Here is a 20,805-nt window from a genome sequence, read left to right on the forward strand (position 1 = left end):
GGCGGTGACCGCGCGGCCAACAACGCCCTGCACACGATCGTCCTGGTCCGCCTCCGCTACGACCAGCGCACCCAGGAATACATGGCCCGACGCACTGCAGAAGGCATGACCAAGAAGGACGTCGTCCGCTGCCTGAAACGGTTCGTCGCCCGAGAGATCTACCGTCACCTACCCCATGTGACCCACACCACCGAACCGCTCCCACAGACCGCTTGACGATCTATAGGAGCTTCCCCGCCAAGGGGCACGATGGGAGTCATGAAGCTCACGAAGAAGTCGCACAGCTGCGTCCGGCTCGAGAAGGACGGGCGCACCCTCGTCCTCGACCCCGGCGGATTCAGCGAGCAGGACGCCGCGGTCGGCGCCGAGGCGATCCTCGTCACCCACGAACACCCGGACCACTTCGACGAGCAGCGGCTGCGGGCGGCGATGGAGGCCGACCCCGCCGCCGAGATCTGGACCCTCAGGTCGGTCGCGGAACAGCTCTCGGCCGCGTTCCCGGGCCGCGTGCACACCGTCGGGCACGGCGACACGTTCACCGCGGCGGGCTTCGAGGTCCAGGTCCACGGCGAGCTGCACGCCGTCATCCACCCGGACATCCCCCGCATCACGAACGTCGGCTATCTCGTCGACGGCGGCGGTGTCTTCCACCCCGGCGACGCGCTCACCGTCCCCGGCCACCCGGTCGAGACGCTGCTGCTCCCGGTGATGGCCCCCTGGAACAAGATCTCCGAGGTCATCGACTACGTCCGCGAGGTCAAGCCGCAGCGCGCCTACGACATCCACGACGCCCTGCTCACCGATCTCGCCCGCCCGATCTACGACCGCCAGGTCGGCGCGCTGGGCGGTGCGGAGCACCTGCGGCTGGCGCCGGGAGCCTCGGCGACCCTGTGACCGCGCGCGGGCGGGACCGCGGTGTCGGACCCGCCCGGTAGGTTGTCAGGCATGCGCATCGCGACCTGGAACGTGAACTCGATCACCGCCCGCCTGCCGCGGCTCCTGGCCTGGCTGGAGAGCAGCGACACGGACGTGCTCTGTCTCCAGGAGGCCAAGCTGGCCGAGGAGCAGTTCCCGTTCGACCAGCTGCGCGAGGCGGGCTACGAGGCGGCGGTGAACGCGACCGGCCGGTGGAACGGCGTGGCGGTGCTCTCCCGCGTCGGCCTGGACGAGGTCGTCAAGGGCCTGCCCGGCGACCCCGGTTACGAGGGCGGAGTGGAGCCCCGCGCCGTCTCCGCGACCTGCGGCCCGGTCCGCGTCTGGTCGGTCTACGTGCCCAACGGCCGCGAGGTGGACCACCCGCACTACGCCTACAAGCTCCGGTGGTTCGAGGCGCTGGAGGCGGCCGTCGCCGCCGACGCGGCCGGCGGCCGCCCCTTCGCGGTGCTGGGCGACTACAACGTCGCGCCGACGGACGACGACGTCTACGACCGGGCCGCCTTCGAGGGACTCACCCACGTCACCCCGGCCGAGCGCGCCGCCCTGACGGCGCTGCGCGAGACGGGACTGACGGACGTCGTCCCGCGCCCCCTCAAGTACGACCAGCCCTTCACCTACTGGGACTACCGCCAGCTCGGCTTCCCCAAGAACCGCGGCATGCGCATCGACCTGGTCTACGGCAACGAACCGTTCGCCAAGGCGGTCACCGACGCCTACGTGGACCGCGAGGAGCGCAAGGGCAAGGGCGCCTCGGACCACGCGCCGGTCGTCGTCGACCTGGACGTCTAGGGCGGGTCGCGCGCCTGGTCCGTCCAGGTCTCCGGGGCGTTCAGGGCACCAGGGCCCGCAGCTCCACCGATCCGGCCAGCGCGGCGAGCCCGGCGTCGCCCGGATGCAGATGGTCTCCGCTGTCGTAGGCGGGCAGCATCCGGGCCGGGTGCGCCGGGTCGCGCACCACGCTGTCGAAGTCGAGCACGGCGTCGAAGGCCCCGGCGTCCCGGATCCAGGCGTTCACCGCGGTGCGCCGGGCGTCCACGGCGGCCGTGCACAGGGCCTCGCCCTCGCAGGGCAGGATCGTGGCGGCCAGCATCCGCAGGCCGCGCGCGTGCCCGCGCTCGGCGATCTCGCGCAGTCCGGCGACGACCTGCTCGGCGGTGTACCGCCACCGCAGGTCGTTCACGCCCTCGAAGACGATCGCCGTACGGGCCGAGGTCTGGGCCAGGACGTCCCGGTCCAGCCGGTGCAGGGCGCTGACCCCGGACGTGTCCGTGGACACCCCGTCGCCGGGGTAGCCGTCGGTGACCACGCGGTTTCCGGAGATCCCCTGGTTGAGCACCCCGTAGCGGGGGACCGCGCGCTGCTCCAGCAGCCGTCCGGCCAGCACGTCGGGCCACCGCCGGTTGGCGTCCGCGGTGGACCGGTCGCCGTCGGTGATCGAGTCCCCGAGCAGCACCACCGACCCCGGCCCGCCGCCCACGTCCACACCGGTCAGCAGCGGCCACCGGGTGATGACCGTGGTGTACGCCGCCGCCGAGCCCTCCGCCGCATGGTCGCCCGGCACGCTCACGTACGACCGCTGCACCGCGAGCCGGTGCACGGGCGCCGCCGTCATCGCGTCGGGCAGGTGGAAACTCACCAGCAGGTTGGTCCTCGCGGGCACCGCGAAGGCGAGCGGATCGCTGAACGCCTGTGCGCCCGCCGGGATGCGGATCCCGGCCGAGCCCGCGAAGGACACCGGCACGGGCACGCCCCGCGCCGACGCGCCCGCGGCCTGCACGGCCACCGTCGCGCTCCCGATCCGCACCGCCGCCGGGGCGAAGGTGTTGTCGAACCTCAGCCGCACGCGCGGACCGCCCACCGAGGTGTGCACCACCAGCCGCACCGTCCGGTCGGACCACGGTCCCACGGCCGGATATCCGGAGGTCGCCGCCGCCCAGCTGCCGCTCCAGCCGGTGGCCGGGGCCCGCACGGCCAGCGCGAAAACGTGCAGCCCGGCGGCGCGCGGCAGCCGCACCGAGGCGACCTCGCGCCCCGGCACCAGCGGCACCGTGACGACGTAGAGCCGTGCCCGCGCGGCGAGCCGGCCGTGGTGCGTGTTGACGTGCGCCGTCGCGACCGCCTTGGTGGCGAGCGGGCCGGTGAGCCAGTCGGGCACGGTCAGCCGGTACGCGGAGCGGGTGCCGTCGCGGTACGCGACCGAGCCGGTGCCGCTCACGTCGGCCCCGCCGGTGCCCGCGGCCAGGAAGGCCAGCGCGTCGCCGCGCCCGCCGGCCCGTACGGTCTGGCCGTCGGCCCGCACGTTGTCCGGCCGGCCCGGCCGCCGCGGCCAGGTCAGCCGGGCACCCTGCACGGTGAGCGTGCGCCCGGGCGTCCAGCCCGCGGCCGTCAGGTCCTGCGCCGGCAGCGAGGTGCCGGAGCCGTCGAAGTCCGCCTGGTCCGGACGGGCGTCGTCGCTGACCGCGGTGTTGTCGTAGAGGCGCTCCAGCGGCACCGGGTCCGCCCCGCCGCCGGCGGCCCGTACCGCGGTGGCCGGGAACAGGAACGCCAACGAGGTGGCGACCATCACACATGCCCGGACATGTCGACGCACGGCCGACTCCTCCCGCTCACCGGTGGGACGGATGACGCAGGGTGAAGCTAGAGAGACGGCAGAGGCGCGTCAACGCGCCATGCCCGGACGCGGCGCGAGATTGCCCCGAAGTGACCGCCCGCGCGCCTGTGGTGCGCACGCCGGTGCGAATGACACGCTGGGTGTATGAAGATCCCTTTTCTGGGCCACCGGCAGGAGAGTCCGGGCGTCCCCGACCCGGAGGGCATCGCCGAACTTCTCTCCGAGTGTGAGCTGCTGCGTTCCCAGGCGTCCCAGGACGGCGTCCAACTGGACGACTCCGCCGCCTCGTTGGAGGCGCTGGATCAGTTGCTGCCGCGCTGGAGGGACGACGAGGACGTGCTGCACTGGCTCGGCAACGACGCCGGCCTGTACCTGGGCACCGTCATCGTGCGCACCGTGCCCGGTGCCACCTGGGAGATCTGGCCGAGCGGCCAGCCGGTCGTACGGCTGGCCTCCGGCCGCGAGTTCGACGTCGTCGCCTCCGGGCACGAGTGGGCCGCGAGCGGGGTGCCCGAACTCTCGCAGCTGTACGGCGAGGTCGCGGAGGTGTGACCCGATGGACCTAAGATCGACGTAAATACGGCTTATGCCCGAAAAGTGCGTGTCGTGCGATGGCTCCCTCCCGGTCCGGATAGTTTGCCGCGAGGACGACACAGCTGAAAGTGAGTAGGGCTGCGTATGGCCGTCGATCCGTTGATCGGGCTCCATGACGTCAACATGTACTACGGGGAGCTGCATGTCCTGCAGGACATCGACCTCACCGTCGGCAAGGGGGAGGTGGTCGTGGTCATCGAAGGAGGACGCCGACGAGCGGTCCCGTCGGCTGCCGGGCCCGGTGGGGCGCGCCGGCCCACCGGGCCGTGACGGCGTGACCGCATCCGCCGTCACGGACCCGGGAGGGCCCCGCTGCGCCGCCCGCCGCGGCGTCATCGGCCCGCGCGGCCGGCGCGCCCGCTTCCTGTCCGAGATCCTCAAGCACTGAGCCGAAGAGCCCCACCCGCCCGGCGGCAGCCGGAGATCACTGCTTGCGCAGCGGAATCGACACGTACGACGGGTCGTCCGCCGGCGAGGAGAAGGTCAGCTGAGCGCCGGACGGGTTGTGCTCGATGTAGAGCGGGTCGACCGTGTCGACGACCAGGGCGAGCCGGTGCCCTGCCGGGACGTCGTAGGCCGTGGAGAACAGCTCCAGGTCGAGACCGAACGGCTTTCCGGGTGTGAACCCGTGGAAGGTGTACGGCGCGTTGCTGACCAGCTTGCCGAGGCCGAGCGGCCCCACGTCGTACAGGTAGGCGACGAGGGTGCCGCTCTCCTTGGTCGGGGTGACCGTGGTGTGGAGCTTGGCCGCACCGCGGATCTGCTGGGAGGTGCCGTACTTCGGCGACTTCCACACGGCGGCCCAGCGGCGGGGGAGCAGGGGGATGGCGGCGACCGGGGGGAACCTGGCCACCTGGTCGAGGATGCTGGAGAGGAAGACGATCCCGCCGTCCGCCCCGGAGTCGACGTTGGTGTGGATCGTGGTGGTGCCGCCGAGAGCGATCTTCCGCTCGGTCGCCGCCACCGACTTCCAGTCCGGGTAGCCCTCGTAGCCGCCCGTGGAACGGGACTTGAGCTGCACCGGCTGCTCCGTGGCGATCCCGTTGGCCGCGCCCTTGAGGTAGTGGTCGAACCAGCGCTCGGTGTCGGTCCACACGTCGTTGGGCAGTCCGAACAGCCCGGGCAGTTCGGCGGTCGCGTGGTCGCCCGGGCGGAACTCCAGCCGCTTCGGGCCCTTCAGCTTCTCGTAGAAGTCCGTGTACGTGTTGGGCGGGAAGACCGAGTCGCCCCAGGCGTTGGCCAGCATGACCGCCGCCCCGTTCCTGTTGAGCTGGTCCACATAGGTCGCGGCCGAACGTTTCTTCCCCCAGTCGATGATGTCCTGCTCCCTGGACAGGTCGGAGGCGTAGAAGTCGTCGAAGATCTGCCGGACTTCGGGGTCCTGGCGGCCGGTGAGCACGCTCACGCCGTCCAGCAGGCCCGCGGCCTGCACGTGCTGGGTGCGGCCGGAGTAGATGGAGCCGATCAGGTCGGCCCAGCCGCTGAGCGCCGCGACCGCCTTGATGCGCCTGTCGTGAGCGGCGGCGATCAGGCTGATGCCGGCGCCGTAGGAGACACCCGCCATTCCGATGTGCCCCGCGTCCGCGGGGGTGTTGGCGAGCGCCCAGTCGATGACCTTGGAGGCGTCGGCTATGTCGGGTGGTCCCGCCACCTCTATCTCGCCGCCGGACTGCCAGAAGCCGCGGACGTTGTAACTGACCACGACATAACCGGAGTCGGCGAGCTTGCGGGCCTGGGCGAGATACTCGACCTGGGGGAAGCCCCAGCTCGTGGGGAGCACCAGCAGCGGGTAGCGGTGCGTGGCGCCGGCGCCGACGGGCGTGATGACGTTCGCCTTCAGCACGGTGCCGCCGTCGCCGGTGATGTCGACGAAACGGACGGCGCCCGCGGCCTGTGCGGTGGGGGCGAGCCCGAGGGCGCTGCCGGCGATCAGTGTCGCCGACACGGCGCCCACGGCGGTCGTACGCAGAGCCTTGCGATGGCTTCCCACGGGCCACTCCTCACTCGTGTCAGTGCAAAGTGACCAGACGGTAACCTCGGGCCCTTACCGGAAGTAACCCGTCGGTAAGTTACGTGCCAGTAACGATTGTTGACCTGTGACGGACCTCAGGAGGCGCGGTGGGAGCTGCGTGCGGACGTGCTCGTCGCGGGCAACTCCGCCTGCGCCGCTCTCGTCACGTCCGCGACCAGTTCGACGACGTCGGGGCCGTACGCCTGCGAGTTGACGATCTTCAGCAGCAGGGCGAAGGAGCTGTTGCCGTGCTTGCGGGCGAGACGTTCGTGGTTGCGGGCGAGATAGCGCGTGGCGGCCTGGTTGGTGATGGCGGTCTGGCCGCAGAAGAGGAAGACCGGGCGGGCGTTCGGGCTCTGGGCGGCCGTGAGGCGGGCGAGCAGCGCGTACTCCTCTCGGCCCGGCTCCACGCGGTAGCGCTCCGTGCCGATCTGGAACGCGCCCCGGTCGGGCCCGGGTTCGGAGTCCGTGTTCACCCGCACGCCGGGGAGCATGGAGGCCAGATGCGCCACCATGCGCCGGTTGGACGCCGGGCCGCCCACGCAGAACTCGGTGCGTTCGCCGAAGCCCTGGCGTGCCGCGTCGTGCGGGAGTATCTGGGCGTGGGCGTTGCAGTCCTTGATCAGGGCGGCGAGTTCGAGCAGGGCGAACACGTCGTAGCGCATCACCGTCAGTTCGGGGCCCCCGGCGCCGCGGTTGACCACCAGCAGCGACTCGGCGTTGTCCGGCAGCCCGAAGAACGCCTGCTTGCGGCGCAGCCTCCGCTTCCACAGGTAGGTACGGGCCAGCCAGCCGAGCGCGGCACTGAGGCCGGCGGCGACCACGCCCAGGACGATGTTGCGTACGTCGTCATTCATGGGCGCGCATGGTAGCGGGCCGCGGGAAACTCGTGTTCGAGCCGTTCCTGACGAGGACATGCCCGTGGATTAAGCTGCGCTGACGGTCCCTCACCGGAGGTGCGCATGCGTCGTCCTGTGGCAAGGAAACTGTCCGTCCTGGCGGTCTGCGCCGCCGTGGTGTCGGTGGGCGCGGCGGCGCCACCCGCCGCGTCGCGGAGCGGCACCCCCGCGAAAGTCCCCGTCGCCGTCGGCTACGGCGGCGCCGTCGCCAGCGTCGACGCCGACGCGTCCGCCGCGGGCATCGAGATCCTCAGGAAGGGCGGCAACGCGGTCGACGCGGCCGTCGCCACGGCCGCCGCGCTCGGCGTCACCGAGCCCTACTCCTCCGGGATCGGCGGCGGAGGCTACTTCGTCTACTACGACGCCAGGTCCCGCACGGTGCACACCGTCGACGGCCGCGAGACCGCGCCGCTGAGCGCCGGCCCGGACCTCTTCGTCGAGCACGGCAAGCCGCTCGCCTTCGCCGACGCCGTCAGCAGTGGGCTGAGCGTCGGCACGCCCGGCACGCCGGACACCTGGCGGACGGCGCTCGACCGGTGGGGCAGCAGGAGACTCGGCACGGTGCTGAAGCCCGCCGAACGGATCGCCCGGGACGGCTTCACCGTCGACGACACCTTCCGCTCGCAGACCGCCTCGAACGAGGCCCGGTTCCGCTACTTCCCCGACACGGCCCGGCTGTTCCTGCCCGGCGGGCAGCTTCCGGTGGTCGGCTCCACCTTCAAGAACCCCGAACTGGCGCGCACGTACGAGGAGCTGGGGAAGAAGGGCGTCGGCGCGATCTACCACGGCGACCTCGGCGAGGACATCGTCCGCACGGTGGACAAGCCGCCGGTCGACCCCGCCTCGGGCTGGAACGCCCGCCCCGGCACGCTCTCGGCCAAGGACCTCGCGGCCTACGGCGCCAAGCTCCAGGCGCCCACCAGGACGTCGTACCGCGGCCTCGGCGTCTACTCCATCGCACCCTCCTCCTCCGGCGGCACCACCGTCGGTGAGGCCCTCAACATCCTGGAGAACACGGACCTTTCGAAGGCGAGCGAGGTGCAGTACCTGCACCACTACCTGGAGGCCGGCCGGATCGCGTTCGCGGACCGCGGGCGCTGGGTCGGCGACCCCGCTTTCGAGGACGTACCGACGAAGGGACTGCTCTCGCAGAAGTACGCCGACTCACGGGCCTGCCTGATCAAGGACGACGCCGTGCTCACCAGCCCGCTCGCGCCCGGCGATCCGCGGCATCCGGCGGCCTGCGGCAGCGGTGGCACGGCGGCGCCCACCACGTACGAGGGCGAGAACACCACGCATCTCACGGTGGCGGACAAGTGGGGGAACGTCGTCTCCTACACGCTCACCATCGAGCAGACCGGCGGCAGCGCGATGACCGTGCCCGGCCGCGGGTTCCTGCTCAACAACGAGCTGACGGACTTCTCCTTCGCCCCGGCGAACCCGGCCGTGCACGACCCGAACCTGCCCGGCCCGGGCAAGCGGCCGCGCTCGTCGATCTCGCCGACGATCGTGCTCGACCGGCACCACCGGCCCGTGGTGGCGCTCGGTTCACCCGGCGGCTCGACCATCATCACCACCGTGCTGCAGACGCTGACGGAGTTCGTCGACCGCGGGCTGCCGCTCGTCGACGCGATCGCCGCGCCGCGGCTGAGCCAGCGCAACACGGCCACGACCGACATGGAGCCGGCGCTCTACGACGACTCCGGCCCGGCCGGCCTCAGGGCCCGGCTGGAGGCCATCGGGCACTCCTTCGGCCGCACCCCCGAGATCGGCGCGGCGACCGGTGTGCAGCGGCTGCCGAACGGCGCGTGGCTGGCCGCCGCCGAGAAGGTGCGGCGCGGCGGCGGCTCGGCGATGGTGGTGCGCCCCGCGCGCTGATCAGTGTCCGGGGGCGGTCGGCAGGTCCTCCGTGCGGAAGGCCAGCCGGCCGTCCTCGACGTCCACCGTCACCCGGCCGCCCTCCTGGATACGGCCGTCGAGCAGCAGCCGGGAGAGCTCGTTGTCCACCTCGCGCTGGATGGTGCGGCGCAGCGGGCGGGCGCCGTACTCGGGCTGGTAGCCCCGCTCGGCGAGCCAGTCCACGGCCGGGCCGGTGAACTCGACCGTGATGCCCTGCGCCTTCAGCGGCCGGCGGGTCTTCTCCAGCAGCAGGTCGGTGATCCGGCGCAGTTGGTCGCCGGTGAGCTGGCGGAAGACGACGATCTCGTCGATGCGGTTGAGGAACTCCGGCCGGAAGTGCTCGCGCAGCGGCCGCAGGATCTGCTCGCGCCGCGCCTCCTCGTCGGCGTCGGGGCCGCCCGGCCCGAAGCCGATGCCGGCGGCGCGCCGGGTGATCGCCTCGGAGCCGAGGTTGCTGGTCATCACGATCACCGTGTTGGTGAAGTCGACGGTGCGGCCCTGGGAGTCGGTCAGGCGCCCGTCGTCGAGGACCTGGAGCAGGATGTTGAAGACGTCCGGGTGCGCCTTCTCCACCTCGTCGAGCAGGAGCAGCGAGTACGGGTGCCGGCGCACCACCTCGGTGAGCTGGCCGGCCTCCTCGTGGCCGACGTATCCGGGCGGGGCGCCGACCAGCCGGCTGACGGTGTGGCGCTCCTGGTACTCGCTCATGTCGAGGCGGACCATGCGCTCCTCGCTGCCGAACAGGGCCTCGGCGAGGGCGCGGGCGAGCTCGGTCTTGCCGACGCCGGTCGGCCCGAGGAAGAGGAAGCTGCCGATCGGCCGGTCCGGGCTGGCGAGCCCGGCGCGCGAGCGCAGCACCGCCTCGGAGACCACGCCGACGGCCTCGTCCTGGCCGACCACCCGCTCGTGCAGGTGCTCCTCCAGGCCGAGCAGCTTCTCCTTCTCCTCCTGGGTGAGGCTGCTGACCGGGATGCCGGTCTGCCGCGACACCACCTCGGCGATCGCCTCGGCCGTCACCTCCAGCTGCCCCTCGTCGGCCTTGTCACCGCCGCCGGTGTCCGCGATCCGCTGTTTCAACTCCGCGATACGGTCGCGCAGTTGCGTCGCCCGCTCGTACTGCTCGTCGGCGACGGACTGGTCCTTGTCGCAGGTCAGCTGGTGGATCTCGCGCTCCAGGGCGCGTACGTCGGTGCCCTTGGTGCGCGCCCGCAGCCGCACCCGGGCGCCCGCCTGGTCGATCAGGTCGATGGCCTTGTCGGGCAGACGGCGGTCGGTGAGATAGCGGTCGGACAGCTCCACGGCGGCCACCAGGGCCTCGTCGGTGTAGCGGACCTGGTGGTGGGCCTCGTAGCGGTCGCGCAGCCCGCGCAGGATCTCGATGGTGTCCGGCACGGTCGGCTCGGGCACCAGGATCGGCTGGAAGCGGCGGGCGAGTGCCGCGTCCTTCTCGATCCGGCGGAACTCCTCCAGCGTGGTGGCGCCGACGATGTGCAGTTCGCCGCGGGCGAGCGCCGGCTTGAGGATGTTGCCGGCGTCCATGGCCCCGCCGCCCTCGCCGCCGCCTCCGGCGCCGACGACGGTGTGCACCTCGTCGATGAAGATGATCAGCTTCTCGGAGTTGGCCCGGATCTCGCCGACGATGTTGTTCAGGCGCTCCTCGAAGTCGCCGCGGTAGCGGGTACCGGCGACCACACCCGTCAGGTCGAGCGCGACCACCCGCCGCCCGAGCAGCACGTCGGGCACGTCCCCGTCGGCGATGCGCTGGGCGAGCCCCTCCACGATGGCGGTCTTGCCCACGCCCGCGTCACCGATGAGCACCGGGTTGTTCTTGCCGCGCCGGGAGAGCACCTCGATGGTCTGCTCGATCTCCTCGTCCCGTCCGATGACCGGGTCGATACGGCCCTGGCGCGCCAGGTCGGTCAGATCGCGGCCGTACTTGTCGAGAGTGGGCGTGTCGGAGGCGCGGGGGCGCTCCCCGCCGCGCGGCGGGGCGGCCTCCGGCGCCTCGGGCGGCAGCCCCGACGAGGCGTAGCGGGCCGCGTTGAGGATGTGCCCGGCGGCCGAGTCGGGGTTGGCGGCCAGGGCGCTCAGCACGTGCTCCGGGCCGATGTAGCCGGCCCCGCTGGCCCGCGCCAGGTCGTGCGCGTCCAGCAGCGCCCGCTTGACGGCCGGCGTCAGGGAGAGCGAGGTGGGCGGCGGGGCCTCCTCCGCCGTGTGCTGGGCGGGGCCGGACCGCTCGTCGATCTCCGACGCCAGAGAGTCGGGATCCGCGCCGGCCCGGCTGAGCAGGCTCCGGGTCGGCTCGCTGGAGAGCGCGGCGCGCAGCAGGTGCTGGGTGTCCAGATCCCGGCTGCCGTGCTCGGCCGCGTACTGCGCGGCTCCGCGGACCAGCTCCCGGGCGGGCTGGCTCAGCAGCCTCCCGATGTCGATCTGCCGGGGGCCCGGACGCGGGCCGCCGAAGAAGCGGGCGAGGAATTCACCGAAGGGGTCGTAGTCCTCAGGACCACTGAAGCCGCTGGTCATGGCCTTCCGTTCCGGCGTCCCGACGGGCGGACCGGGACGCGCTCACTGATCGACGTGCCGGCCCGGCGGGTGCCCCGACAGGGCCCGGTCACACCACCTTCGCACGACCGCCCCACGGGGGCACGCCCAGCAGCGCGGGCCGTCTCGGCGTGCGGCTACGGCATCCGCTCGGTCAGGACGCGCGGTCCGCTGCGCGTGATCGCCACCGTGTGCTCCACATGGGCCGCGCGCGAGCCGTCGTTCGTGCGCAGGGTCCAGCCGTCGGCCGCCTCGTGATAGCCGTCCCGGCCGCTGCCGATCAGCATGGGCTCGATCGCGACGACCATGCCGGGCCGCAGCGGGAAGCCGCGGCCCGGGCGTCCCTCGTTCGGGACGTCGGGGTCCTCGTGCATACGGCGGCCCACGCCGTGGCCGCCGAAGCCCTGCGGGATGCCGTATCCGCCGTCCCGGCACACCGTGCCGATCGCGTGCGCGATGTCGCCGGTGCGGTTGCCGGCGACCGCCGCCGCGATGCCGGCCGCCAGGGCGCGCTCCGCCGTCTCGATCAGCCGCACGTCCACAGGGCGCCGCTCGCCCACGACGAAGCTGATCGCCGAGTCGCCGGCCCAGCCGCCCAGTTGGGCACCGCAGTCGATCGAGACCAGATCGCCGTCGCGCAGCCGGTCGCGGGTCGGGATGCCGTGCACGATCGCATCGTTGACCGAGGCGCAGATGACGGCCGGGAAGGGGGTCGGGGCGAAGGAGGGGCGGTAGCCGAGGAACGGGGAGGTGGCGCCCGCGTCCCGCAGCACCGCCCGCGCCACCTCGTCCAGCTCCAGCAGGGAGACGCCCACGCCGGCGGCCTTCCGCACGGCTGTCAGGGCCTGCGCGACGACCTGCCCGGCCTCGTACATGGCGTCGATCGATGTGTCTGTCTTCAGTTCCACCATGCCAATTAATATACCGGCTTATTCGACCGGTTTAAAATACGGGACGGGAAGGCGGGATTAGAATGACGTCATGGTGCGCACCCCTCTCACCCCCGAAGAGCGCGAACGCGGCGAGCGGCTCGGCCGGCTGCTCCGCGAGGCCCGCGGCGGGCGGAGCATGACGGACGTGGCGGCCGCGGCCGGGATCTCCGCGGAGACGCTCCGCAAGATCGAGACCGGGCGGGCCCCGACCCCGGCCTTCTTCACCGTCGCGGCGCTCGCCCGCGCGCTCGGCCTGTCGATGGACGAGCTGGTCGAGCGGTGCGCGCTGCTCGTCGTGTGACGCCGCGGCCCGCCTCGGTCACGATCCGGCAATGAGGTGCCCGCATGCTCGTCGAAAACTCCCTGTAGCGCCGCCGTAACACAGCTGGTGTTGCCTACGGAACCGGAGTGTTCCGGTCGGGTGGGAGCTGAGCGATGGCTGTGGATCAACTCCCGGGCAGGGTGCGGGAGTTCGTGGACTACCTGAACGGCCTGCTGGCCCACCTGGACCAAGGCGGCGGCTGGTGCGCGGTCTTCTGGCAGCGCGACCCGGAGGGCATGCGCGCCTGTCTCGACGGCCGTGAGGTGCCGCCGTGGGACGTGGTCGAGGCGCTGCTGCAGGATCTGGCCACCGTGTACGGTCCGGACGCCGCGGCCCGGGAGGCGGAGCGGGCCCGGCCGCTGCACGCCGCCGCGATCGCCGCCTACGACGGCCGCCCCGGCGCGCGCGACGCGCTCGGCGACCGGCTCGACGTGATGCTCCGCGAACAGCGGCAGGCCACCCGACGCCGGCTCGAACTGGGCCGGTTGCTCACCTCCGCCACCACCCGGCAGGAGGCCGAGGCCCTCCGTCTCGACCTCGCCTGGGCCCGTGACGACCACGAGCGGGCCACCGCCCGCTGCGCCGAACTCCGCGTCCGCATCGACGAGTTGGACCGCCGGAGCCCCGGCTCCACCCCGGCCCCGGACTTCCCCCGCACCCGGCACGCCGCGGCCCGCGCGCGTTCTGCCCCGGCAGATCCGCCGCCGTCCGGGTCCGTCCGATCCGCGCCGTCGCCCGTGCCGGCCGAAGCCGCCCGGCGCGAGCGTGTCCCGGCCGAGCCCCCGCCGCCGGCGTCCGGGCCCGAGCGGCCCGAGTCCGCCGGGCCCGGGCCTGCCCCGTCCGAGGCGGTCCGCTCCGGGCCCGCCGTCCCTTCCGGGCCCGCCGGCCCCGGCCCCGTTCCCGCCGGACCGGCCGCCCGGCGGCCCGACGCCGGCGCCACCCTCGCGTCACCCTCCACCGCCCCCAAGCAGCGCAAGCGGCGGCGCGGCAGTGCCCGCTTCGCCGGGATGGCCGAGGAGGAGGCCGCGGCCGTCGTCGTGCCGCCCAGCGCCGGGCCGCCGCTGCCCGCCCCGGACGCCGGAGGGCGCACGCCGCGCGGGGCCCGGTTCGCCGGAGCCGCCGTGGAGGCGCCCGCGCGCCCGGCGCCGCGGGCCGAGGAGGTGGACGGGGCGGGCGCGCGCGAGATCGCCGGGGCCGTCGCCGGACTCCTGCGGCTGCGGGCCGAGGGCCGCAGCGGCGAGGCGCACGTCCTGCTCGCGGAGGCCGCCCACTGGCCGCCGGCCCGTCTGCCGCTGCTCGCCGAGGAGCTCCGGCGGGCCGGCCTCGGCGCCGACTGGGCGACGCTGCTGTGGGAGGCCGCCTCGCTGCCCGCCGGCCGGCTGGTCGCGGCGGCGGACGCGCTGGTCGCGGCCGGGCGCGGCGCCGACGGCGAGCAGATCCTGCGGCAGGGCGTCGTCCGGCCCGCCGCCGAGATAGGGCAGGCCGTGCTGGAGCTGGCCGCGCAGGGGCGCGACCGCGAGGTCGCCGCCCTGCTCGACGCCTACGTCCGTGTCCGCACCCCCGAGGAGGCGGCCCGCAGCGCCGAGCCCGGGCCGCAGACGCTCGTACCGCTCCTCCTGGAGGCTGCGCAGGGCGTTTCGGAGGAGCGACACTGGGATCTGGTGCATGCCCTCCGGGTCGCCGGTTTCGCCACCTGACACCCCCGACCACCCCTTGCCGGCCGTCCCGGCGCTCACCCACAGGAGTGCGAAACGTGATCGACATGGCGGGTTGACGGCGATGGTCTTGGCAAGGCTCTCCCGGAGGCTTACGTTCATCCCTCTACGGCCCGCTCTACGGGCGTAGAGGCTCTGACGACACGCCGAAGGAGCAGCTCATGGCCAACGTCGTACGCGCCGCTCTGGTCCAGGCGACCTGGACCGGCGACACCGAGTCCATGGTGGCGAAACACGAGGAGCACGCCCGGGAGGCGGCCCGGCAGGGTGCCAGGATCATCGGCTTCCAGGAAGTCTTCAACAGTCCCTACTTCTGTCAGGTGCAGGACGCCGAGCACTACCGCTGGGCCGAGCCGGTGCCCGGGGGGCCGACCGTCAGCCGGATGCAGGAGCTCGCCCGCGAGACACGCATGGTGATCGTCGTGCCGGTCTTCGAGGTCGAGCAGTCCGGCTTCTACTACAACACCGCGGCCGTGATCGACGCCGACGGCACCTACCTCGGCAAGTACCGCAAGCACCACATCCCGCAGGTCAAGGGGTTCTGGGAGAAGTTCTACTTCAAGCCCGGCAACGCCGGCTGGCCCGTGTTCGACACCGCGGTCGGCAAGGTGGGCGTGTACATCTGCTACGACCGCCACTTCCCCGAGGGCTGGCGCCAACTCGGCCTGGCCGGGGCGCAGCTGGTCTACAACCCGTCGGCCACGCACCGCGGGCTCTCGTCGTACCTGTGGCGGCTGGAGCAGCCGGCGGCGGCCGTCGCCAACGAGTACTTCGTCGCCGCGATCAACCGCGTCGGCCAGGAGGAGTACGGCGACAACGACTTCTACGGGACGTCGTACTTCGTCGACCCGCGCGGCCGGTTCGTCGGCGAGGTCGCCAGTGACACCAAGGAGGAACTCGTGGTCCGCGACCTCGACTTCGACCTGATCGAGGAAGTCCGGCAGCAATGGGCGTTCTACCGCGACCGGCGGCCCGACGCCTACGAGGGGCTGGTGCAGCCGTGAGCGACCTGTACACGCGCCACCGTTCCGTCCTGCCCGACTGGCTCGCCCTCTACTACGAGGACCCGCTGGAGATCACGCACGGCGAGGGCCGGCACGTCTGGGACGCCGACGGCAACAAGTACCTGGACTTCTTCGGCGGCATCCTGACCACGATGACGGCGCACGCCCTGCCCGAGGTCACCAAGGCGGTGAGCGAGCAGGCCGGGCGCATCCTGCACTCCTCCACGCTCTACCTCAACCGGCCGATGGTCGAACTGGCCGAGCGCATCGCCCAGCTGAGCGGCATCCCGGACGCCCGGGTCTTCTTCACCACCTCCGGCACCGAGGCCAACGACACCGCCCTGCTGCTCGCCACGGCCTACCGGCGCAGCAACACCCTGCTGGCGATGCGCAACAGCTACCACGGCCGTTCGTTCAGCGCGGTCGGCATCACCGGCAACCGCGGCTGGTCCCCGACCTCGCTGTCCCCGCTGCAGACCCTGTACGTCCACGGCGGGGTCCGCACCCGCGGCCCCTACGCCTCGCTCAGCGACGACGAGTTCATCGCGGCCTGCGTCGACGACCTGACGGACCTGCTGGGCCACACCCGTCCGCCCGCGGCCCTGATCGCCGAGCCCATCCAGGGTGTCGGCGGCTTCACCTCGCCACCGGACGGCCTCTACGCCGCCTTCCGCGAGGTGCTCGCCGAGCGCGGCATCCTGTGGATCGCCGACGAGGTGCAGACCGGCTGGGGCCGCACCGGCGACCACTTCTGGGGCTGGCAGGCACATGGGCGAAGCGGGCCGCCCGACCTGCTGACCTTCGCCAAGGGCATCGGCAACGGCAGCTCCATCGGCGGTGTGGTGGCCCGCGCCGAGATCATGAACTGCCTGGACGCCAACAGCATCTCGACCTTCGGCGGCACCCAGATCACCATGGCGGCCGGCCTCGCCAACCTCAACTACCTGCTGGAGCACGACCTCCAGGGCAACGCGCGGCGCGTCGGCGGCCTGCTCATCGAGCGGCTGCGGGCCGTCGCGGCGCAGGTGCCGCACGTGCGGGAGGTGCGCGGGCGCGGGCTGATGCTCGGCATCGAGCTGGTGCGGCCCGGCACGGACGAGGCGGACCCGCAGGCGGCGTCCGCCGTGCTGGAGGCGGCTCGCGCGGGCGGGCTGCTCATCGGCAAGGGCGGCGGCCACGACACCAGCGCCCTGCGCGTCGCGCCGCCGCTGTCCCTCACGGTCGCGGAGGCCGAGGAGGGCGCCGCGATCCTCGAGGGCGCCCTCAGGGGCCTGTCGTAGCGGAGCGGCGCACCGAGCAAGGGATGACTGCCATGACCACCACCTTCGGGACCCTCGAACCCGCCCTGTCCGTGCGCCAGGTGCTGACCCTGGAACGGGTGCTCGCCGGGGAGCCCGAGGTGGTGGCCGGCGCGGGCCAGCTCGACCGGCCGGTGCGCTGGGTGCACGTGGCCGAGGCGCCCGACGTGGGCGTGATGCTCACCGGCGGCGAGATGGTGCTCACGACGGGGGTGCTGCTCGCCGGGGACGAGGAGAAGCAGGCCGAGTACATCCGCTCGCTGCACCGCGCGGAGGCGGCGGCCGTCGTGCTCGGCCTCGGACGGGCCTTTCCCGCCGCGCCGGACGTGATGCGCCGGGCCGCCGAGCGCTGCGGGCTGCCGATGGTGGTCCTGCACCGGCCCTTCCCCTTCGCGGAGCTGACCGAGGAGGTCCAGGCCCGGCTGGTGCGGCGGAAGTTCGCCGCGGTGAGCCTCTCGGAGTCCGTACGCACGGCCCTGACCGGACTCATCACCGCGGGCGCCCCGCTGCAGGCGCTTCTCGACGAGGTCGCCCAGCACTGCGCCTGCCCGGTCGTCGTCACCAACCTCGCCCACCGCGTCCTCGCCACGGCGGGGGAGCGGCCCGCCGTGGACGACGTGCTGCGCGACTGGGAGCGCATCGCCCGGCAGGCCGGAGGCAGCGAGGGCGACGGCTGGATCCGCGCCGAGCTCGGCGGGCGCGGGGAGCGCTGGGGCCGGATCACCCTGTGCGGTCACCGCGGCGACACCGCCACCGGACGGCTGCTCGCCGACCGGGCCGCCGAGGCCCTCGTGCTGCACCGCATGCTCGGCGGAGCGTCGGCCCACAGCTGGGAGGAGCAGTCCGCGCAGAGCCTGCTGACCGACCTGGTCAGCGGGGTCGTACCGGCACGGCAGCTGCTGCCCCGCGCGCGTGCCGCCGGACTGCCGGTCAACCGGCGCACCTTCGTGCCGCTGGTCGTACGCGACGGCGAACCGGCTCCGCTGGAGCGTGTGCTGCGGCTGCTGGGGCTGCCCGGACTCGTCGCGGAATTGTCCGACACGGCCACCGCCGTGCTGCTCAGCCTGGCCCGCGACCAGGACGCCGCGGTCCTGGTGGCGAACTTCGCGGCCCGCATGCGCTCGGAGGCCGGCCGGACGGTCGTGGCCGCCGCCGATCCGCGGACCGCCTGGGACGACGTGCCGGCGGGACTGCGCGAGGCGCAGCACGTCGCCGACGCCGTCGCCGACTCCTCGGCCGCCCTCGACCTGCCGTGCGTCGTACGGCTCCGGGACGTCCATCTGCGGGGCCTGATACGGCTGCTGAGGGACGATCCGCAGGTGCAGTCGTTCGCGGAGCGGGAGCTGGACGGGCTGCTGTGCCCGGCCGACGACGATCTGCTGTCCGTGCTGCGCACCTATCTCGCCACCGGCCGCAACAAGTCCCGCACCGCCCAGCTCCACCATGTCTCCCGGCCCGCGCTGTACCGCCGGCTGGAAGCCATACAGGGCCGGCTGGGCGTCGACCTCGACGACTTCGAGCAGGCCGCATCGGTGCACATCGCGCTCCTCGCGCACGACGCGCAACAGGGCTGAAACACGCAACGACCTGGGAAAACGGCGGTGAAACATGGGATCGCGCAAGGGTGACACCGTGACACGCCGCACACCCGCAGACGTGACACCGTGCAACTCAAAGCCGGTTTTCGGACTTCCTAGTCTGCTGGGGCGGACGACGGCGCGACCGACGTCCGCCCCAGCACACCGAGCGACCGGAGGTCCCGATGAGCCGAGTGATCCGTGCCGCCCTCTTCCAGACCGCGTGGACGGGCGACAAGGAGTCGATGATCCGGGTGCACGAGCAGGCGGCCCGCGACGCGGCCGCCCAGGGCGCCCAGGTGCTGTGCTTCCAGGAGCTGTTCTACGGGCCCTACTTCTGCCAGGTCCAGGACAAGGCCTTCTACGAGTACGCCGAGCGGATCCCGGACGGCCCGATCGTCAGGCGCTTCCAGGCGCTGGCCGAGGAGCTGGGCCTCGTCCTGGTCCTGCCGATGTACGAGGAGGAGCAGCCGGGCGTCCTCTACAACACGGCCGCGGTGATCGACGCGGACGGCTCGTACCTCGGCAAGTACCGCAAGCACCACATCCCCCAGGTGCAGGGATTCTGGGAGAAGTTCTACTTCCGCCCCGGCAACAGCGGCTGGCCCGTCTTCGACACCGCCGTCGGCAGGATCGCCGTCTACATCTGCTACGACCGCCACTTCCCGGAGGGCTGGCGGGCGTTGGGCCTCGGGGGAGCGGAGATCGTCTTCAACCCCTCGGCCACCTCGCGCGGACTCTCCCGCTACCTGTGGCAGCTGGAGCAGCCGGCGGCGGCCGTCGCCAACGAGTACTTCGTCGGGGCGATCAACCGGGTCGGCGTGGAGGAACTGGGCGACAACGACTTCTACGGCACCTCCTACTTCGTGGACCCGGAGGCCCAGTTCGTCGGCGAGGTGGCCTCCGAGAAGGAGACCGAGCTGATCGTGCGCGACCTGGACCTGGCCAAGCTGCGCGAGGTGCGCGACCGCTGGCAGTTCTTCCGCGACCGCCGCCCGGACGCGTACGAGCCGCTGACCGCACCCTGACCGAACCGTCCATCCTGGCAGGAGAGGGACCATGAGCAGCCGTACCGTCATCCGTGGTGGCCTCGTCATCACCGCGTCCGACGAGATGCACGCCGACGTCCTGATCGAGGACGGCCGTATCGCCGCACTCGCGGCCTCCGGCACCCCGGCCGCCGAGGCGTTCACGGCCGAGCGGGTCATCGACGCCGCCGGCAAGTACGTCATCCCGGGCGGCGTCGACGCCCACACCCACATGGAGCTGCCCTTCGGCGGCACCTTCGCATCCGACACCTTCGAGACCGGCACCCGGGCGGCCGCCTGGGGCGGTACGACCACGATCGTCGACTTCGCCGTGCAGAGCGTCGGCCACTCCCTGCGTGAGGGCCTGGACGCCTGGCACGCCAAGGCGGAGGGCAACTGCGCGATCGACTACGGCTTCCACATGATCGTCTCCGACGTGAACCAGGAGACGCTCAAGGAGATGGACCTGCTCGTCGAGGAGGGCGTGACCTCCTTCAAGCAGTTCATGGCCTACCCGGGGGTGTTCTACTCCGACGACGGCCAGATCCTGCGCGCCATGCAGCGCTCCGCCGACAACGGCGGCCTGATCATGATGCACGCCGAGAACGGCATCGCGATCGACGTGCTGGTGGAGCAGGCGCTGGCGCGCGGGGAGACCGACCCGCGCTTCCACGGCGAGGTCCGCAAGGCCCTGCTGGAGGCCGAGGCCACCCACCGTGCCGTCAAGCTCGCCCAGGTGGCCGGGGCGCCGCTCTACGTCGTGCACGTCTCCGCGGCGGAGGCGATCGCCGAGCTGGCCCGGGCACGCGACGAGGGCCTGCCCGTCTTCGGCGAGACCTGCCCGCAGTACCTCTTCCTGTCCACCGACAACCTCGCCGAACCGGACTTCGAGGGCGCCAAGTACGTGTGCAGCACGCCGCTGAGGCCCAAGGAGCACCAGGCCGCGCTGTGGCGGGGCCTGCGCACCAACGACCTCCAGGTCGTCTCCACCGACCACTGCCCCTTCTGTTTCGTGGGCCAGAAGGAGCTCGGCCGGGGCGACTTCTCCAAGATCCCCAACGGCCTGCCGGGCGTCGAGAACCGGATGGACCTGCTGCACCAGGCCGTCGTCGACGGGCACATCAGCCGCCGCCGCTGGATCGAGATCGCCTGCGCCACCCCGGCCCGGATGTTCGGCATGTATCCCAAGAAGGGCACCCTCGCGCCGGGCGCGGACGCCGACGTCGTCATCTACGACCCGCACGCCGAGCAGATCGTGTCCGCCGAGACGCACCACATGAACGTCGACTACTCGGCGTACGAGGGCCGGCACGTCACCGGCCGCGTCGAGACGGTCCTCTCACGCGGCGAGGTCGTGATCAACGAGCGGGAGTACACCGGACACGCCGGTCACGGCGTCTACACCCCGCGCTCCACCTGTCAGTACCTCAACTAGGAG

General features: G+C 72.5%; 17 protein-coding genes and 1 pseudogene. 13 read left to right on the forward strand and 5 right to left on the reverse strand.

Going from position 1 to position 20,805, the window contains the following annotated elements; all coding sequences use genetic code 11:
- From ACIRPX_RS13740 to ACIRPX_RS13750, 3 genes and pseudogenes are all read left to right on the forward strand, one after another.
- A pseudogene (locus ACIRPX_RS13740) lies at nt 1-216 on the forward strand (IS110 family transposase); the annotation flags it as partial.
- Nucleotides 217-258: 42 nt separating this feature from the next.
- Nucleotides 259-894 carry an MBL fold metallo-hydrolase gene (locus ACIRPX_RS13745; RefSeq protein ID WP_404192906.1) on the forward strand — a complete coding sequence of 212 codons (636 nt, stop codon included), beginning with the start codon at nt 259-261 and terminating at the stop codon, nt 892-894.
- 51 nt (nt 895-945) lie between these two features.
- The gene (locus tag ACIRPX_RS13750; protein ID WP_404192909.1) at nt 946-1,725 is read left to right on the forward strand and encodes an exodeoxyribonuclease III; all 780 of its coding nucleotides are present in this window, start codon (nt 946-948) and stop codon (nt 1,723-1,725) included.
- Between the two features lie 40 nt (nt 1,726-1,765).
- Here the strand turns inward: ACIRPX_RS13750 and ACIRPX_RS13755 are convergent, their stop codons facing one another.
- Complete coding sequence (locus tag ACIRPX_RS13755; RefSeq protein WP_404193610.1) at nt 1,766-3,499, reverse strand: GDSL-type esterase/lipase family protein; 1,734 nt, start codon at nt 3,497-3,499, stop codon at nt 1,766-1,768.
- A 192-nt stretch (nt 3,500-3,691) separates the two neighbouring features.
- Here ACIRPX_RS13755 and ACIRPX_RS13760 point away from each other — a divergent pair, with 192 nt between their 5' ends.
- Together ACIRPX_RS13760 and ACIRPX_RS13765 are read left to right on the forward strand one after the other, a co-directional pair.
- Nucleotides 3,692-4,099, forward strand: a complete 408-nt coding sequence (locus tag ACIRPX_RS13760; RefSeq protein ID WP_404192912.1) for a DUF6278 family protein — start codon at nt 3,692-3,694, stop codon at nt 4,097-4,099.
- Nucleotides 4,100-4,225: 126 nt separating this feature from the next.
- Nucleotides 4,226-4,411 (forward strand): hypothetical protein, encoded by a 186-nt coding sequence (locus tag ACIRPX_RS13765; RefSeq protein ID WP_404193642.1) that lies wholly within the window; start codon nt 4,226-4,228, stop codon nt 4,409-4,411.
- A 154-nt stretch (nt 4,412-4,565) separates the two neighbouring features.
- On the opposite strand, the gene ACIRPX_RS13770 is transcribed toward ACIRPX_RS13765, so the two are convergent.
- Together ACIRPX_RS13770 and ACIRPX_RS13775 are read right to left on the reverse strand one after the other, a co-directional pair.
- Nucleotides 4,566-6,131, reverse strand: a complete 1,566-nt coding sequence (locus ACIRPX_RS13770; RefSeq protein WP_404192915.1) for a CocE/NonD family hydrolase — start codon at nt 6,129-6,131, stop codon at nt 4,566-4,568.
- A 116-nt stretch (nt 6,132-6,247) separates the two neighbouring features.
- Nucleotides 6,248-7,009 carry a hypothetical protein gene (locus ACIRPX_RS13775; RefSeq protein ID WP_404192917.1) on the reverse strand — a complete coding sequence of 254 codons (762 nt, stop codon included), beginning with the start codon at nt 7,007-7,009 and terminating at the stop codon, nt 6,248-6,250.
- Nucleotides 7,010-7,114: 105 nt separating this feature from the next.
- Here ACIRPX_RS13775 and ggt point away from each other — a divergent pair, with 105 nt between their 5' ends.
- Nucleotides 7,115-8,929 (forward strand): gamma-glutamyltransferase, encoded by a 1,815-nt coding sequence (gene ggt, locus ACIRPX_RS13780; RefSeq protein WP_404192920.1) that lies wholly within the window; start codon nt 7,115-7,117, stop codon nt 8,927-8,929.
- Here ggt and ACIRPX_RS13785 read toward each other — a convergent pair whose 3' ends face one another.
- Together ACIRPX_RS13785 and map are read right to left on the reverse strand one after the other, a co-directional pair.
- A complete protein-coding gene (locus ACIRPX_RS13785; RefSeq protein WP_404192922.1) occupies nt 8,930-11,473 on the reverse strand; it encodes an ATP-dependent Clp protease ATP-binding subunit in 2,544 nt (847 codons plus the stop codon).
- A gap of 155 nt (nt 11,474-11,628) precedes the next feature.
- The gene (gene map, locus ACIRPX_RS13790; protein WP_404192924.1) at nt 11,629-12,402 is read right to left on the reverse strand and encodes a type I methionyl aminopeptidase; all 774 of its coding nucleotides are present in this window, start codon (nt 12,400-12,402) and stop codon (nt 11,629-11,631) included.
- A gap of 70 nt (nt 12,403-12,472) precedes the next feature.
- Here map and ACIRPX_RS13795 point away from each other — a divergent pair, with 70 nt between their 5' ends.
- The 7 genes from ACIRPX_RS13795 (at nt 12,473) to hydA (ending at nt 20,802) form a co-directional block, all read left to right on the forward strand.
- Nucleotides 12,473-12,724, forward strand: a complete 252-nt coding sequence (locus tag ACIRPX_RS13795; RefSeq protein WP_404192926.1) for a helix-turn-helix domain-containing protein — start codon at nt 12,473-12,475, stop codon at nt 12,722-12,724.
- 134 nt (nt 12,725-12,858) lie between these two features.
- The gene (locus ACIRPX_RS13800) at nt 12,859-14,442 is read left to right on the forward strand and encodes a hypothetical protein (RefSeq protein WP_404192928.1); all 1,584 of its coding nucleotides are present in this window, start codon (nt 12,859-12,861) and stop codon (nt 14,440-14,442) included.
- A 179-nt stretch (nt 14,443-14,621) separates the two neighbouring features.
- Nucleotides 14,622-15,464, forward strand: a complete 843-nt coding sequence (locus tag ACIRPX_RS13805; protein ID WP_404192931.1) for a nitrilase-related carbon-nitrogen hydrolase — start codon at nt 14,622-14,624, stop codon at nt 15,462-15,464.
- Nucleotides 15,407-16,744, forward strand: coding sequence for an aspartate aminotransferase family protein (locus ACIRPX_RS13810; RefSeq protein WP_404192934.1), 1,338 nt, complete (start codon nt 15,407-15,409; stop codon nt 16,742-16,744). Before ACIRPX_RS13805 ends, ACIRPX_RS13810 begins: the two co-directional genes overlap by 58 nt.
- Before the next feature lie 32 nt (nt 16,745-16,776).
- A complete protein-coding gene (locus ACIRPX_RS13815; protein WP_404192937.1) occupies nt 16,777-18,336 on the forward strand; it encodes a PucR family transcriptional regulator in 1,560 nt (519 codons plus the stop codon).
- A gap of 188 nt (nt 18,337-18,524) precedes the next feature.
- A complete protein-coding gene (locus tag ACIRPX_RS13820) occupies nt 18,525-19,367 on the forward strand; it encodes a nitrilase-related carbon-nitrogen hydrolase (RefSeq protein ID WP_404192939.1) in 843 nt (280 codons plus the stop codon).
- 31 nt (nt 19,368-19,398) lie between these two features.
- Nucleotides 19,399-20,802: a dihydropyrimidinase gene (hydA, locus tag ACIRPX_RS13825; RefSeq protein WP_404192942.1), complete on the forward strand. Its 1,404-nt coding sequence runs from the start codon at nt 19,399-19,401 to the stop codon at nt 20,800-20,802.
- The last annotated feature ends 3 nt before the right edge of the window (nt 20,803-20,805 follow it).

The sequence above is a fragment of the Streptomyces sp. NPDC101225 genome (genome assembly GCF_044767585.1).
Lineage (GTDB): Bacteria > Actinomycetota > Actinomycetes > Streptomycetales > Streptomycetaceae > Streptomyces.